Source organism: Mycobacterium shigaense (genome assembly GCF_002356315.1).
Taxonomy (GTDB): Bacteria; Actinomycetota; Actinomycetes; order Mycobacteriales; family Mycobacteriaceae; genus Mycobacterium; species Mycobacterium shigaense.
This window is the reverse complement of sequence record NZ_AP018164.1, coordinates 3492667-3507021: the sequence shown is the minus strand read 5'-3', so window position 1 is coordinate 3507021 and position 14355 is coordinate 3492667. Positions and strand designations below refer to the sequence as shown.

11 protein-coding genes and 1 pseudogene are annotated in these 14355 nt (G+C 68.6%); 8 read left to right on the top strand and 4 right to left on the bottom strand.

Annotated features, from left to right (window positions below; translation table 11 throughout):
• The first annotated feature begins 43 nt into the window (after nucleotides 1-43).
• The gene (locus tag MSG_RS16475; RefSeq protein ID WP_232011060.1) at nucleotides 44-1441 is read left to right on the top strand and encodes an MFS transporter; all 1398 of its coding nucleotides are present in this window, start codon (nucleotides 44-46) and stop codon (nucleotides 1439-1441) included.
• 18 nt (nucleotides 1442-1459) lie between these two features.
• Here the strand turns inward: MSG_RS16475 and MSG_RS16470 are convergent, their stop codons facing one another.
• The 3 genes from MSG_RS16470 to MSG_RS16460 form a co-directional block, all read right to left on the bottom strand.
• A complete protein-coding gene (locus MSG_RS16470) occupies nucleotides 1460-3400 on the bottom strand; it encodes an acyl-CoA dehydrogenase family protein (RefSeq protein WP_096441216.1) in 1941 nt (646 codons plus the stop codon).
• 57 nt (nucleotides 3401-3457) lie between these two features.
• Nucleotides 3458-5794 carry an ATP-binding cassette domain-containing protein gene (locus MSG_RS16465; protein ID WP_096441215.1) on the bottom strand — a complete coding sequence of 779 codons (2337 nt, stop codon included), beginning with the start codon at nucleotides 5792-5794 and terminating at the stop codon, nucleotides 3458-3460.
• Nucleotides 5795-5858: 64 nt separating this feature from the next.
• Nucleotides 5859-6347 (bottom strand): MarR family winged helix-turn-helix transcriptional regulator, encoded by a 489-nt coding sequence (locus tag MSG_RS16460; RefSeq protein ID WP_096441214.1) that lies wholly within the window; start codon nucleotides 6345-6347, stop codon nucleotides 5859-5861.
• Between the two features lie 901 nt (nucleotides 6348-7248).
• Between MSG_RS16460 and MSG_RS26215 the strand changes: the two are divergent.
• From MSG_RS26215 to MSG_RS16440, 5 genes and pseudogenes are all read left to right on the top strand, one after another.
• Nucleotides 7249-7624, top strand: a pseudogene (locus tag MSG_RS26215) (ATP-binding cassette domain-containing protein); the annotation flags it as partial.
• Nucleotides 7624-8508, top strand: coding sequence for an ATP-binding cassette domain-containing protein (locus MSG_RS26210; protein ID WP_408632028.1), 885 nt, complete (start codon nucleotides 7624-7626; stop codon nucleotides 8506-8508). The pseudogene MSG_RS26215 and the gene MSG_RS26210, both read left to right, overlap by 1 nt.
• On the top strand, nucleotides 8505-9359 hold the full coding sequence (locus MSG_RS16450; RefSeq protein ID WP_232011059.1) for an energy-coupling factor transporter transmembrane component T family protein: 855 nt from the start codon (nucleotides 8505-8507) through the stop codon (nucleotides 9357-9359). The genes MSG_RS26210 and MSG_RS16450 overlap by 4 nt, the downstream gene beginning before the upstream one ends.
• Before the next feature lie 37 nt (nucleotides 9360-9396).
• A complete protein-coding gene (locus MSG_RS16445; RefSeq protein ID WP_096441212.1) occupies nucleotides 9397-9849 on the top strand; it encodes an SRPBCC family protein in 453 nt (150 codons plus the stop codon).
• Complete coding sequence (locus tag MSG_RS16440; RefSeq protein ID WP_096441211.1) at nucleotides 9842-11635, top strand: sulfatase-like hydrolase/transferase; 1794 nt, start codon at nucleotides 9842-9844, stop codon at nucleotides 11633-11635. The genes MSG_RS16445 and MSG_RS16440 overlap by 8 nt, the downstream gene beginning before the upstream one ends.
• A 17-nt stretch (nucleotides 11636-11652) precedes the next feature.
• Here the strand turns inward: MSG_RS16440 and MSG_RS16435 are convergent, their stop codons facing one another.
• The gene (locus MSG_RS16435) at nucleotides 11653-12099 is read right to left on the bottom strand and encodes an Lrp/AsnC family transcriptional regulator (protein ID WP_096441210.1); all 447 of its coding nucleotides are present in this window, start codon (nucleotides 12097-12099) and stop codon (nucleotides 11653-11655) included.
• A 120-nt stretch (nucleotides 12100-12219) separates the two neighbouring features.
• On the opposite strand from MSG_RS16435, the gene ddaH reads away from it, so the two are divergent.
• Together ddaH and rocD are read left to right on the top strand one after the other, a co-directional pair.
• The gene (ddaH, locus tag MSG_RS16430) at nucleotides 12220-13107 is read left to right on the top strand and encodes a dimethylargininase (protein ID WP_096441209.1); all 888 of its coding nucleotides are present in this window, start codon (nucleotides 12220-12222) and stop codon (nucleotides 13105-13107) included.
• Nucleotides 13104-14336, top strand: a complete 1233-nt coding sequence (gene rocD / locus MSG_RS16425; RefSeq protein ID WP_096441208.1) for an ornithine--oxo-acid transaminase — start codon at nucleotides 13104-13106, stop codon at nucleotides 14334-14336. The genes ddaH and rocD overlap by 4 nt, the downstream gene beginning before the upstream one ends.
• Nucleotides 14337-14355 lie beyond the last annotated feature (19 nt).

Genomic DNA, 14355 nt, shown 5'->3' with positions numbered 1-14355 from the left:
ATTTTGAGACGTTCGGCCAGCGCAGCGAGAGGAATCCATTCCGGTGAGTTCGCGTCACCTTTCTCATTGGGATGCAGAGGATCTGGTGGCCTGGGAAGCCGGCGGCAAGACCATCGCGCGGCGCAACCTGATCTGGTCGGTCGTGAACGTGCACCTGGGTTACTCGATCTGGTCGCTGTGGCCGGTCATGGCGCTGTTCATGCCCAGGGATGTGTACGGTTTTTCGGCGGGCGACAAGCTGCTGCTCGGCATCACAGCCACGCTGGCCGGGGCGCTGCTGCGGCCGACGTACGCAGTGGCCACCGCAGTCTTCGGCGGGCGCACCCTGGCCATGTTCTCGGCGTTCGTGCTGCTGGTGCCGACGCTCGGGGCGCTGGTGCTGTTGGCGCACCCTGGCCTGCCGCTGTGGCCTTACGTGGTGTGTGCGGCGCTGACGGGAATGGGCGGCGGCAATTTCGCGGCCTCGGCGAGCAACGCCAACGCCTTCTATCCGCACCGGCTCAAGGGAATGGCGCTGGGGCTTTCCGGCGGCCTCGGCAATCTCGGGGTGCCGATGATCCAGATCGTCGGGCTGGTCGTCATCGCCGTGGCGGGCGACCGGCAGCCGTACTGGGTGTGCGGCTTCTACCTGCTGCTGCTGACGATCGCCGGCCTGGGAGCCACGCTGTTCATGAACAATGTCGCCCAGCACCGGCTGGAGTCGGGGCGGCTGCGCTCGATCCTGTCCGCGGTGGTCTCCACCCGCGACACCTGGCTGCTCTCCCTGCTGTATCTCGGCAGCTTCGGCTCCTTCATCGGCTTCGCGTTCGCGTTCGGCCAGATACTGCAGACCGCCTTTGTCGCAGGCGGCCAAAGCGTCTCGGCGGCCGCGCTGCACGCCGCCGAACTGGCCTTCATCGGGCCGTTGCTGGCCGCGGTGGCGCGCATCTACGGCGGCCGGCTGGCTGACCGCGTCGGGGGCGGTCGCGTCACGTGCGCCGTTTTCGTCGCGATGGTGCTCACGGCCGGAATGCTGATCGGCGTGGCCACGGTCGAGGACCCGCACGCGGGGCCGGTCAGCGGCGGGTCTATGGCCGGCTACGTGGCCTGCTTCATCGCGCTGTTCACTCTCGCCGGGTTGGGCAACGGATCGGTCTACAAGATGATCCCGACGGTGTTCGCCGCCAGCAGCCACCGCCTGGACGTGGACGAAGCCGAGCGCTCGGACTGGGCGCGGGTGATCTCAGGCATCGTCATCGGCTTCGTCGCGGGCGTCGGCACGCTGGGCGGCGTGGGGATCAACCTGGCGTTGCGCGAATCCTTCGTTGCCACGGGGACGATGACATCGGCCTTCTGGGTCTTCCTGGCCTTCTACGTGTTCGCCGCCGGGCTGACCTGGGTCCGCTACGTGCGCAGGCCGCTCGGCGCCCCGTCCGGCGCGGCCTCGGTCACCGCCGGCTGAGCACGGCAACCGCGCGAGTCAGCCCGGCAAATTCTCCGGGTGCAGCATCTCGGCGTAACGGAGCGGTTCCGGGATGCCGAATCCGTCGACCAGCGTTCGGGCGTGCGGGCGCAACGCGCGGCACCGATCGTTGATCCCCCGGGTGACCGCCTTGGCGCGGCCCGTGGACAGGTAGCCGTGCTCGATATACCAGGCCTTGTCCTCTTCGATCACCGACAACGCATACAGATCGCAGACGATCTCCAAGAGCTCACGCGCTTCGGCGTTGTCACAGGAGTCGATGCCGGCGACGAAGGCTTCCAGCACGATCCGGTCGATGTGCGCGCTGGCCGCGTGCAACACGTGATCCTGCACGGCGTTAAACGCGTCGAACGCCGACATCTCCTTGGACTTGCCCTGCAGTCGTCGTGCCACCGACGACAGCAGATACTCCTCGCGCTCCTCGAACATGTTCACCTGCGTGCCCCGGTTGAACAGGCTGCCCTCCTCTTCGCTGTCCTGGCGGGCGTCGACGATCGTTTGCATGATCTGCTCGGCTGCGGTGCGTTTCATCACCCGCTCGCCAACGGTGTTGGCGGCGAACCGAACCCAGTCAACCGGGCTCATGCTCTTGATGTCGTCGGCGTAGGCGGTCAGCAGCTCCTTGGCGACCAGCTGGGTCAGCACGTGGTTGTCGCCCTCGAAGGTGGTGAACACGTCGGTGTCGGCCCGCAGCGCAATCAGCCGGTTCTCGGCCATGTAGCCCGCGCCGCCACACGCCTCGCGCGCCTCCTGAATCGCGCGGCTGGCGTGCCAGGTGTTGGCCGCCTTCAACCCGGCGGCACGCGATTCCAGTTCGCGTTGTTCCTCGGCGTCCGGGAAGTCCGACGTCTGCAGATCGTGACACTTGGACACCAGTTCGTTCTGGGCGAACTGCAACGCGTATGACCTTGCTATCAAGGGAAATAGGCGCCGTTGATGCACCAGGTAGTCCATGATCAGGACTTCGCCATCGTCGTCGGGTGCGGTGAATTGCCTGCGCTGCAACGCATATCGAGTGGCGATGTCGAGTGCGACGCGAGCGGCGTTACCGGCGCTGCCGCCGACGGTGATCCGGCCGCGGATCAGCGTGCCGATCATCGTGAAGAACCGGCGGTTGGGGTTCTCGACCGGCGAGCTGTAGGTGCCGTCGACGTCGACGTCGCCGTACTTGTTCAGCAGATTGACCCGCGGAACGCGGACGTGGTCGAACATTATGCGGCCGTTGTCGACGCCGGGCAGACCGCCCTTGTAGTGGCAGTCCGACGTCGTCACCCCGGGCAGGTCGTTGCCGTCGGCGTCGCGGATCGGCACCAGGACGCAATGCACGCCGTGGTTGACCGGTTCACCGTTCTCGGTCGTGATCAATTGAGCGAAAACCGCTGCGACAGTGGCAGTCTCGGCGGCCCCGCCGATGTAGTCCTTGCGGGACGACGGCGTGGGGGAGTCGATGACGAATTCTTCGGTCTCGGCGTCGTAGGTCGCCGTCGTCTCGAGCGACTGGACGTCGCTGCCGTGCCCGGTCTCCGTCATCGCGAAACAGCCGCGCAGCTCGAGGCTGATGACCTTCTTCACGTACGGCTCGTGATGGCGCTCGGTGCCCAGATTCTCGACCGCCCCGCCGAACAGGCCCCACTGCACTCTGGCCTTGACCATCAAGGACAGGTCCGACATCGCGAGCATCTCGATCATCGTGATAGCTGCGCCCACATCGCCGGTGCCGCCGTGTTCCTTGCGGAAGCCCTCGTCGGGGATGCCCGCGGCGGCAATCAGCTTCATCTGCTCGAAGACTTTGGCGCGCGCCAGAACTGTGTTGGGGGTGTAGTGCGGGCGGAACTGATCCTGGCTCAGCCATTCTCGGGTCTGGTTCTTCGCGTCGCGGAACCGCCCGTCCAAGGCATTACGCAGGTGGTGGGCGGTGCTCGTCGTCTGTGGCGCCATACGTCGAAGGTAACCCGCAGGCCGCCGCGCGGAAACGGCCGGATTGGCGCCGATATTTCACCGTGCCGCCGTCCCGTGCGCGCGAAGGCGGTAGCGGGCAATCCCGGCCCACACCGCGCCGAAGGCGACGAGGATCACCATGTCGAACACCCACCAGCCGACGTAGTGGGTCCACATCTGGACATTGACGGCCCGCGCGTCGAGCCGGTGCAGATCGACGGTGGACGCCGATGCCGCGAAGCCCCATTGGGCCGGGACGAACCACGAGATCTGGTCGTAGCCCCAGGTTCCCACCAGCGTGATCAGTCCGCCCGCGAACAACAACGACGCCAGGATCACGGGCGCGGCGAGCGGGACGACGCCGGTCAGCGACTTGCCCATGGTCGAGATAGCAAGCCCGACTATCGCCGAGACCGCCGCCGTGACAGCAACACTCACATACAACTCAAATGCGCCGTCGAACAGCAGCACGGCGCCGTGCGCGGGTTTGCCTTTGGCGACCACGACGATGCAGAACGTGACGGCGGTCAGGATCGCCGCGGCCACGCCGCAGAAGATGATCTTGCCGGCGAGATAGGCCGACGGCGACAGCCCGACGGCGCGTTCGCGTTCGAAGGCACGCCGCTCGCCGACCAGATCCCGGACGGTCAGCGCGATGCCGATGATGACCGCGGCGATGTTGAGCCCGGCCAGGATCTCGACCGCCTCGTGCGGATTGGAGGTGGTCGTGTTGGGTTGTTTCAGGCCGGAGTCCCCGGGGATGAGCAGCGTCAACGCGGCCAACACGAAGGGCAGCGCTACCAGGAAGACCAAGTACAGTCGTTCGGCCAGCAGCAGGTAGGCCTGACGGCGCAGCACCAACCACAGTTGTCGGGTCAGCACGGGTTCGGCGGGTGGCGGCCATGGCTGTGCCACCGCGGGCGGCGGGGGCGGGCCCTGCGCGAGCTGACGGGCGCGGAACGCGCGTTGGGCGCCGTCGGGGTCGGCCGCCACCCGTGCCAGGACCTCCGACCAGTCGGTGGTGGCCAGCGCGGCACCGACCTGCAGAGGTGGCCCGGCGAAGGCCACGGTGCCGCGGGGCGTGAGGATCACGACCTGGTCGCACTTGTTGAGATGGGTGAGCGACGTCGGCGAGGTCATCGTCGCGACGACGACACACCCGATGTCGGCCTGGCGGCGCAGCACCGTCATCACGTGATCTTCCTGCGCGGCATCCAGGCCGGCGCCCGGCTCGTCGATCACCAGCAGGGTCGGTCGACTGAGGAGCTCGACCGCCAGCGCCGCACACCGGCGAACCTCGGGCGCCAGCTTGCAGATTCGGGTGGCGCGGTGCGGCGCCAGCTCCAGCTCTTCGAGGATCTGCTCCACCACGCGTTGCCGGTGTTCGGTCGAGGTGTCCGGCGGCAATCGCAGTTCGGCGGTGTATCGCAACGCCCGTTCGACGGTGAGCTGCGGGTGCAGGCGATCTTCGCGCGGCACGATCCCGATGCGCGTGCGCATGGCCGCGGGCTCGGCGGCTACGTCGTGGCCGTCCACCGTGATCAGCCCGGCGCTGAGTTGCCTTGTCCCGGTGAGCACGTCGAGCAGCGCGGCGTTGTGCGCGGCGGACGGCCCGGTGATTGCGGTGAGCGAGCCCAGGCGGGCCGTGAACGAGACGTCCGTGAGCAATTCGCGTCCGTCGGCGGTGAGCCCCAGCCGGTAGGCAGCCAGGCCCGCGGTGCGAGCGCCGGCTTCGAGCGGCAGCCGGTAGGTGGCCACGGCCTCGCCGGTGCGAAAGGAGCGCCCGGCGCGCAGCCTGCGCGTCGCCTCGGTCATTCGCCCGATCAGCCCCCTGCCCTGGGTCTGCTCCGCGTCCGCCCGCACCGGCGCCGGCCGCGACGGGGGCGCGACGCCGATGGGCGTGGTTTGCAGCGACGGTATGAGCGGCGGTGGCGACGGCGGGCCTGTGGACGGCGCGGGCGGGGTGGGTGGTGGCGCCGCCGGCGGTCGGGGCGCCGGAATCCGCAGGCGCTGGGTCGGTTGCTGAGTGGGCGGCGGCGGAACGAACGGACGCGGCGGCGGGCCGGCGGGCGTGCCAACCCGGAACACCAGCCGCGGGCCCCGCTGCGGATCGCCGATCGCGATCGCCAGGCCGTCGCGGATGTCGACCGTCGACAACCGGGCGCCGTTGAGGAATACGCCGTGGCCGCCACCGTCGATCGCCACCCAATGGGTGCCGGTGAACCGCAGCAGCAGCTCAGGGCGCGCCGGCGCCGCCGGGGTGTTCCCCGGGCCGTCCAGCGGGACATCCCACCCGCGGCCGTGGCCCACGGTAATGTCCCGGCCCGCGGGAAACACGTACTGCGCCGGCCCGACCAAGACGGTCAGCGGGGAGGCGAATGCGTCGTTGCGCATGGCCGCCACCTTTCATCACCGGTCATATCACCTGAGTGTCTACCCGCCGGTGGCGATCTATGCACTAGGGCCGGGCGCTGCTCACCGGGCCGCGGCGGGCCGGAGCGGCACTGTCGACCAGGCGGCGCAGCACCTTGACGGCGTCGCCGAGCACCCTGCGGTCCTCGGGGGCCAGCGTGGCCAGTTGCGGTTCGATCGCGGCGGCGCGGTCGGCGCGCACCGCGTTCAACGTCCGTCGCCCCTCGGGCGTGATCTGGATCCGGACCGCCCGGGCGTCGCCGGGGTCGACGGTCCGGCTGACCAAGCCCGCGTCCTCGAGCCGGCGCACCTGTGTGGTCATCGTCGGCTGCGAGCAATGATCGACGGCGGCCAGGTCGCCGATCCGGGCCTCGCCGCGCATCTCGATGGTTGCCAGCAACCGGGCCTGCGCCGCCGGCAGCGGCATCTGAATGCGCTGTGTGGCCAGCCTGTTGAGCCGCGCCACGACGGCGAGCAGGTCCGCGCCCAGGCCCTGCTGCTGCTCGGTGTTCGCGGTCTCGACAAGCTTGCTCATGTGTCCATGGTTGCATAGCTTTGCTAAGCGAGACGAATCCTGGACAGCGCGGCGTGACGACCCGCACACGGTCTGGCGCTGCCGCCCGTGGCGCGGCATGCCTGGCAGAATCGGTCAAGTGACCTCGCCCCCTTCTCGGCACCGTCGGCGTGGTTCGCTGCGGCCGCCCGAGCTGGCACAGGCCGCGGTCATGGGTGCACTGTGCGCGGTGATCGCGATCATCTCCGTCGTCATCCCGTTCGCCGCCGGATTGGCCCTGCTCGGCACGGTGCCGACGGGGTTGCTGGCTTACCGGTCTCGGCTCCGCGTCCTGCTCGCCGCGACGATTGCTGCCGGCGTGATCGCCTTCCTGATCGCCGGCCTGGGCGGCTTCGTCTCGGTCATCCATTCCTCCTATATCGGCGGCCTGACCGGGGGTATCAAGCGCAAGGGTCGCGGCATGCCCACGGTGGTCGTGTCGTCGTTCATCGCCGGCATTGTGTTCGGTGGCGCGGTGATTGCCCAGCTGGCCGTGATGGTCCGGCTGCGGCACCTGATCTTCCAGGTGGTGACATCCAACGTGGACGGGATCACCTCGCTGATGACCCGAATCCACCTGGCCGGGCCGGCCGCCGAGATCAAGCGGTTTTTCCCCGAGTTGCTCACCTACTGGCCCCTGTTGATGCTGGGCTATTCCGTCATCGCGATCATGACCGTGTCCGTGATCGGCTGGTGGGCGTTGTCCCGACTGCTGGAGCGCATGGGCGGCCTGCCCGACGTGCACAAGCTGGACGTCTGGGACGGCAGCAACGGCGAGCAAGCCCCGGTGGGCCCGGTTCCGGTGCGGTTCGACAGGGTGCGCTTCCGTTATCCCAACACCAGCCAGGACGCCTTGCGGGAAGTCAGCCTGGACCTGCGGGCCGGCGAGCACGTGGCGGTCACCGGCGCCAACGGTTCGGGCAAGACGACGTTGATGCTCGTCCTGGCGGGTCGGGAACCGACGTCGGGGACCGTGGAACGTCCGGGGGCGGTGGGTCTGGGCAAGCTAGGCGGCACGGCCGTGGTCCTGCAGCACCCGGAAAGCCAGGTGCTGGGCACCCGGGTCGCCGACGACGTGGTGTGGGGCCTGCCGCCGGGCACCAACACCGACATCGAGGGCCTGTTGCGCGAGGTTGGTCTGGAGGTGTCGCCGGATCGCGACACCGGGAGCCTGTCCGGTGGCGAATTGCAGCGTCTCGCACTGGCCGCGGCGCTGGCCCGCGAGCCGGCATTGCTGATCGCCGACGAGGTCACCAGCATGGTCGACCAACCGGGCCGAGACGCCCTGCTGGGCTTGCTGTCTGAGCTTCCGCAGCGTCACCAAACCGCGCTGGTGCACATCACGCACTTCGACAACGAGGCGGCTTCCGCGGACCGCACGATCAGTCTCAGCGGAGCCCAGGACAGCACCACCATGGTCCAGACCGCGGCGCCGCCACCCCCTACGGGTGCGATCATGCCGGGCGGACGCGCCACCGCGATCGAACTCGTCGACGTCGGGCACGAATACAACAGCGGCACACCGTGGGCCAAGACGGCGCTGCGCGACATCAACCTGGTGGTCGAGCAGGGCGACGGCGTGCTGATCCACGGCGGCAACGGGTCGGGAAAGTCGACGCTGGCCTGGATCATGGCCGGGCTGACGATTCCCACCACCGGCGCCTGCCTGATCGACGGGGAGCCCATCCACGAACACGTCGGCGCGGTGGCGCTGTCGTTCCAGGCGGCGCGGCTGCAGTTGATGCGCAGGCGGGTCGGCCTGGAAGTGTCGTCAGCAGCCGGCTTTCCACGCTACGACGAAGGCCGCGTGCTCGCGGCGTTGGCCGCGGTCGGGCTCGAACCCGCGCTGGCCGAGCGCCGTATCGACCAACTCAGCGGCGGCCAGATGCGCCGCGTGGTGCTGGCCGGGCTGCTGGCCCGGTCGCCGCGCGCGCTGATCCTCGACGAGCCGCTGGCCGGACTGGACGCCCCCAGCCAGCGCAGCCTGCTGCGGCTGCTCGCGGACCTGCGCCGGCAGCGGGGTGTGACGCTGATGGTCATCTCGCACGACTTCGTCGGGCTCGAAGAGGTGTGTCCGCGGACGGTACATCTGCGAAACGGCGCGCTCGAGCCGGTGTCGGCGGCGGCCGGAGGCATGCCGTGACCGCGGCCCCGGCCGCCGCCCGAGGCCCGTCGCGGCGTCCGGCGCGCCCGGTTGTGTTGCTGGTTCCGGTTCCGGGCACCTCGCCCATCCACGAGCTGTGGGCCGGCACCAAATTGCTGGTCGTGTTTGGTATCTCGGTGTTGCTGACGTTCTATCCGGGCTGGCTGTCGATCGGGTTGGTCGGCGCCCTGGTGTTGGCCGCGGCCCGGCTAGCCCGAATTCCGCGCGGTGCCCTGCCGTCGGTGCCGCGCCTGATGTGGCTGGTTCTCGCGCTCGCCGGTGTGACGGCCGCGCTGGCCGGCGGCCACCCGGTGGTCTCCGTCGGCGGGTTGGACAACATCGGACTCGGCGGGATCTTGAACTTTGTGCGGCTCACCACGCTGTCGGTGGTGCTGCTCGGGCTGGGCGCGCTGGTGTCCTGGACGACCAATGTCGCCGAAATCGGGCCCGCATTGGCGTCTTTGAGCCGTCCGTTCAGGCTGTTCCGCATCCCGGTCGACGAGTGGGCGGTGGCCACCGCGCTCGCGCTGCGCGCCTTCCCGATGCTGATCGACGAATTCCAGGTGCTCTACGCCGCGCGCCGGCTGCGCCCCAAGCAGATACCGCAGAGTCGCAGGGCGCGGCGGCAGCAGCAGGTGCGCGAGATGATCGATCTGCTGGCCGCGGCCATCACGGTGACCATGCGCCGCGCCGACGAGATGGGCGACGCGATTACCGCCCGCGGCGGTACCGGTCAGCTCGCGGCGGCGCCGACGAGACCGAAACTCGCGGACTGGTTTACGCTCGCGATCGTGTGCTCGGCGAGCGGGGCAGCGATCGCCATCGAGACGATCTACCACCTGACGCAATAACGGTGGCGCGACGCGCCCGTTCGCGTAGCGTGAACGCGTGGCCGATATCCATCGCTCTCGCACCATCGCGGCGCCCGCAGACGAAATCTGGAGCGTTCTGGCGGACTTCGGCTCGATCAGTTCGTGGGCGTCCAACGCTGATCACTCGTGCATCCTGTTTTCCGGCGCCGACGGTGCGGCGGTCGGCACCGCTCGGCGCATCCAGGTCAAACGGGACACGCTGGTCGAGCGGATCACCGAGTTCACCCCGCCGCACGCGCTCGGCTACGACATCGAGGGCTTGCCCAAACGCCTGCGCCGGGTGAGCAACCGCTGGACGCTGACGCCCGCCGGGGCCGGTGCCACCGACGTCACCCTCACCAGCACCGTCGAAATCGGGCCCCGTCCAGGCGAAAAGCTGGCCGAACGTCTGCTGTGCCGCGTGGTGGCCCGGCAGTCCGATTCGATGCTCGCCGGCCTCGCGAAGCGAATGGAGAACGTGCATGTCTGAGCGCCCCGACATCGTCATCGTGATGACCGACGAAGAGCGCGCCGTGCCGCCCTACGAGTCTGCCGACGTGCTGGCCTGGCGTGACCGAAAGTTGTTCGGCCGCAAATGGTTTGACGAGCACGGTGTCAGTTTCGCCAGGCACTACACCGGTTCGCTCGCGTGCGTGCCGAGCCGCCCGACCATCTTCACTGGGCACTACCCGGACCTGCACGGCGTCACCCAGACCGACGGCATCGGCAAGACCGCCGAGGACTCCCGCATGCGCTGGCTGCGCCCGGGCGAGGTGCCGACGTTGGGCAACTGGTTTCGTGCCGCGGGCTATGACACCCATTACGACGGCAAGTGGCACATCTCCCACGCGGACCTCACCGACCCGGTAACCGGCGGTCCGTTGGCGACCAATGACGACGCCGGCGCGGTCGACCCGGCCGCGGTGCGGCGCTATCTCGACGCGGATCCTCTTGCGCCGTTTGGCTTCTCCGGCTGGGTCGGCCCGGAACCGCACGGCGCGCTGTTGGCCAACGCCGGGATTCGCCGGGATCCCCTGATCGCCGACCGTGTCGTCGCCTGGCTGCGTGATCGCTACGCGCGCCGCCGCGCCGGCGACCCCGCCGCGCTGCGTCCCTTCCTGCTAGTCGCCAGCTTCGTCAACCCGCACGACATCGTGCTGTTCCCGCTGTGGTCGCTCCGAGGCCCGATCAAGCCCTCGCCGGTGGATCCGCCCCCGGTGCCCGCGGCGCCCACCGCCGGCGAAGATCTGTCGACCAAGCCGGCCGCGCAGATCGCCTTCCGCGAGGCCTACTACTCCGGGTACGGCCCGGCCCCGGCCATCGGCCGCACTTACGACCGCAACGCACAGCGCTACCGCGACCTCTATTACCGGTTGCATGCCGAGGTCGACGGGCCGATCGACCGGGTCCGGCGCGCCGTCACCGAAAGCGGTTCGGACAACGCGGTATTGGTGCGAACGGCTGATCACGGTGATCTGCTTGGCGCCCACGGCGGCCTGCACCAGAAGTGGTTCAACCTCTACGACGAGGCCACCCGCGTGCCGTTCGTCATCGCCCGCGTCGGCGCGCGCGCGACGCAGCCCCGCGTCGTCACCGCCCCGACCTCGCACGTCGACCTGGTGCCCACCTTGCTGTCGGCCGCCGGCATCGACGCCGTCGAGGTCGCCGGCACGCTGGCCAAGTCGTTCTCCGAAGTCCACGAGCTGCCCGGCCGCGACCTCATGCCGGTGGTCGACGGCGCCCCGGCCGACGAGGTGCGCGCTGTCTACCTGATGACCCGCGACAACATGCTCGAGGGGGACAGCGGCGCCTCGGGCCTGGGGCGTCGCCTCAAGCAGACCGTGAATCCGCCTGCGCCGCTACGTATCCGGATCCCGGCGCACACCGCTTCCAACTTCGAGGGTTTGGTGGTGCGCGTCGACGAGGCCGGCGGCGCCGGGCACCTGTGGAAGCTGGTCCGCACCTTCGACGACCCGAGCACCTGGACCGAGCCCGGCGTGCGCCACCTCGCGGCCAACGGCCTCGGGGGAGAGGCCTACCGAACCGCGCCGCTCGACGACCAGTGGGAACTCTACGACCTGACCGCCGACCCGATCGAAGCCGACAACCGGTGGACGGACCCGGACCTGCACGACCTTCGTCAGCACCTGCGGATGCAGCTCAAGCAGGCCCGCGCGAATTCCGTCCCCGAACGAAATAAGCCGTGGCCCTATGTCTCTCGCCGCCCGCCGAGTCCGTCACGCGGCCGGCTGGGGCGCTGGTTTGCCAAGCGCTGAATGCGTGAACCCGGGCGTTAGGTGCGCATCCGGTCGATGAGGTTGGACAGCACGACGATGCTCTCGCTGCGCTCGATGTCGGCGCTCGACCGAATGCGTTCCAGCGCCGACTCGAGGTGACGCATGTCGCGGGCCAGCACGTGCAGGATCGCGTCCGATGTACCCGTGACCGTCGCGGCGCTGACCACCTCGGGCATATCCACCCACGCCGCCCGCAGCCGGTCGGGCGCGATCGTGCCGTGGCAGTACACCTGGACGTAGGCCTCGGTGTTCCAGCCGAGCGCATTGCGGTCGATCACCGTGGTGAATCCGCGGATCACGCCGTTGTCGAGCAGGCGATCCACGCGACGTTTCACCGCCGGCGCCGACAAGTTCACCTTCTCGCCGATCTCGGCGAACGTGGCCCGGGCGTGCTCGGTCAACTCGGTCAGGATGCGCTCGTCGGTGTCGTCCAGACGGTCCATCGCCTCCGCTTCCTGTCGCGCAATAAATCGCCGTCAGAAACACTGTAGCGCAATAAACCATTTATGGACACGCAATGATCGGCGTTTGATTGTGAGAAATGGTCCAAATATGCTGGATTTATGACGGATTACCATGTTGCCGAGCCGGCGCCGGTCACCGCGCCGACCCCCGCGGCATGGCAAAACGCCGCGCCATCCCGGCGGTCCAGGGTGGCCCGCGCACGCCGGTACGCCATGACCGCGCCGACCTACTTCGCGGTCGAGTACGCGATCAACCCGTGGATGGACGTCAGCGCGCCCGTCGACGTCGAACTGGCGCTCGCGCAGTGGGAGACCCTGCGCCAGACCTATCTGGGGCTGGGGCACCGGGTCGACCTGGTCGAGCCCGTGTCCGGGCTGCCCGACATGGTGTACGCCGCCAACGGCGGATTCGTCACGCGCGACGTCGCCATCGTCGCCCGGTTCCGCTTCCCCGAGCGTGCCGGCGAGTCGAAGGGCTACGCCGACTGGATGTCGTCGGTGGGCTATCAGCCGGTGACCACGCGTCACGTCAACGAGGGGCAGGGCGACCTGCTGATGGTCGGCGAAAAGGTGCTGGCCGGTTACGGGTTTCGCACTGACGTGCGGGCTCACGCGGAGATCTCCGCGGCGCTGCGCACGCCGGTGGTGTCCCTCGAGCTGGTCGATCCGCGTTTCTATCATCTCGATACGGCCTTGGCGGTACTTGACGACGACACGATCGCCTTCTACCCTCCGGCGTTCAGCGAGGCGGCCCAAGAGCAGCTGCACGGCCTCTTTCCGGACGCTATGGTGGTGGGCAGCGCCGACGCATACGTGCTGGGTCTCAACGTGGTGTCCGACGGATTGCATGTCGTGCTTCCTTCTGCGGCAACAGGTTTCGGCACTCAGCTGCGTGAAGCCGGTTTCGAGCCGGTCGGCGTCGATCTATCCGAGCTGCTCAAAGGCGGCGGTTCCGTGAAGTGCTGCACATTGGAGGTGTTTTTATGACCATTCTCGATGCCCGGACTTCGAGCGGGACCGATGTCGCGATTGCGTTGGTGGAACATTATGCGGCACATAACTATTCGCCGCTGCCGGTAGTTGCCGCCAGCGCCGAGGGCGCGTGGATCACCGACGTCGACGGCCGGCGCTACCTGGACTGCCTGGCCGCCTATTCGGCGGTCAACTTCGGTCATTGCCACCCCGAGATCACCGCCACCGCCCACGCCCAGCTCGACACCGTCACGCTGGTCAGCCGCGCCTTCCACTCGGACAACCTCGGGTCGTTCTGCGCCGCGCTGGCGGGGCTGTGCGGCAAAGACATGGTGCTGCCGATGAACTCGGGCGCCGAGGCAGTGGAAAGCGGCCTCAAGATCGCGCGCAAATGGGGTGCGGACGTCAAGGGCGTGGCCGCGGGTCGCGCCAACATCATCGTGGCCGACAACAACTTTCACGGCCGCACGATCAGCATCGTCAGCTTCTCGTCGGATCCGGCGGCGCGCGGCGGGTTCGGCCCGTTCACACCGGGATTCCGCTCGGTGCCCTTCGGCGATGCCGCCGCGCTGGCTCAGGCGATCGACGACGACACCGTCGCGCTGCTGCTCGAGCCGATCCAGGGTGAGGCCGGCATCATCGTCCCACCCGACGATTACCTGCCGACGGTTCGTACGCTGTGCAGCGAGCACAACGTGCTGATGATCGCCGACGAGATCCAGTCCGGCCTGGCCCGCACCGGCCACACGTTCGCCTGCGACCGTTGGGGCGTCGTCCCCGACGTCTACCTGCTCGGCAAGGCGCTCGGCGGTGGGGTGATTCCGCTGTCGGCGGTGGTGGCGGACCGTGACATCCTCGGCGTGCTGCACCCCGGCGAGCACGGGTCCACGTTCGGCGGCAACCCGTTCGCCGCGGCGATCGGGTCGACAGTGGTCTCGATGCTGGCGCGTGGCGAATTCCAGCAGCGTTCAGCCGAATTGGGCGCGCATCTGCATCGGCGCCTGCGCGACCTGATTGGCGACGGCGTGGTGGCGGTCCGCGGGTTCGGTCTATGGGCTGGGGTGGACATCGACCCGAGTCTGGCGACCGGTAAGCAGATGAGCCTGCGCCTGGCCGACCGAGGGGTGTTGGTCAAGGACACTCACGATTCGACGCTGCGGTTCGCGCCGCCGCTGGTGATCACCCGGCAAGAAATCGACTGGGCCGTTGACCAGTTCGCCGACGCGCTGCGGGAGGCCGCATAATCAGCTGATCCAGATAGGG

What these genes read in the sequence shown, in the direction of transcription:
- rocD (WP_096441208.1), top strand. Translation starts at nt 13,104, where the DNA reads ATGACCATTCTCGATGCCCGGACTTCGAGCGGGACCGATGTCGCGATT.
- MSG_RS26210 (WP_408632028.1), top strand. Translation starts at nt 7,624, where the DNA reads ATGGTCGACCAACCGGGCCGAGACGCCCTGCTGGGCTTGCTGTCTGAG.
- MSG_RS16435 (WP_096441210.1), bottom strand. Translation starts at nt 12,099, where the DNA reads ATGGACCGTCTGGACGACACCGACGAGCGCATCCTGACCGAGTTGACC.
- MSG_RS16440 (WP_096441211.1), top strand. Translation starts at nt 9,842, where the DNA reads ATGTCTGAGCGCCCCGACATCGTCATCGTGATGACCGACGAAGAGCGC.
- MSG_RS16470 (WP_096441216.1), bottom strand. Translation starts at nt 3,400, where the DNA reads ATGGCGCCACAGACGACGAGCACCGCCCACCACCTGCGTAATGCCTTG.
- ddaH (WP_096441209.1), top strand. Translation starts at nt 12,220, where the DNA reads ATGACGGATTACCATGTTGCCGAGCCGGCGCCGGTCACCGCGCCGACC.
- MSG_RS16465 (WP_096441215.1), bottom strand. Translation starts at nt 5,794, where the DNA reads ATGCGCAACGACGCATTCGCCTCCCCGCTGACCGTCTTGGTCGGGCCG.
- MSG_RS16460 (WP_096441214.1), bottom strand. Translation starts at nt 6,347, where the DNA reads ATGAGCAAGCTTGTCGAGACCGCGAACACCGAGCAGCAGCAGGGCCTG.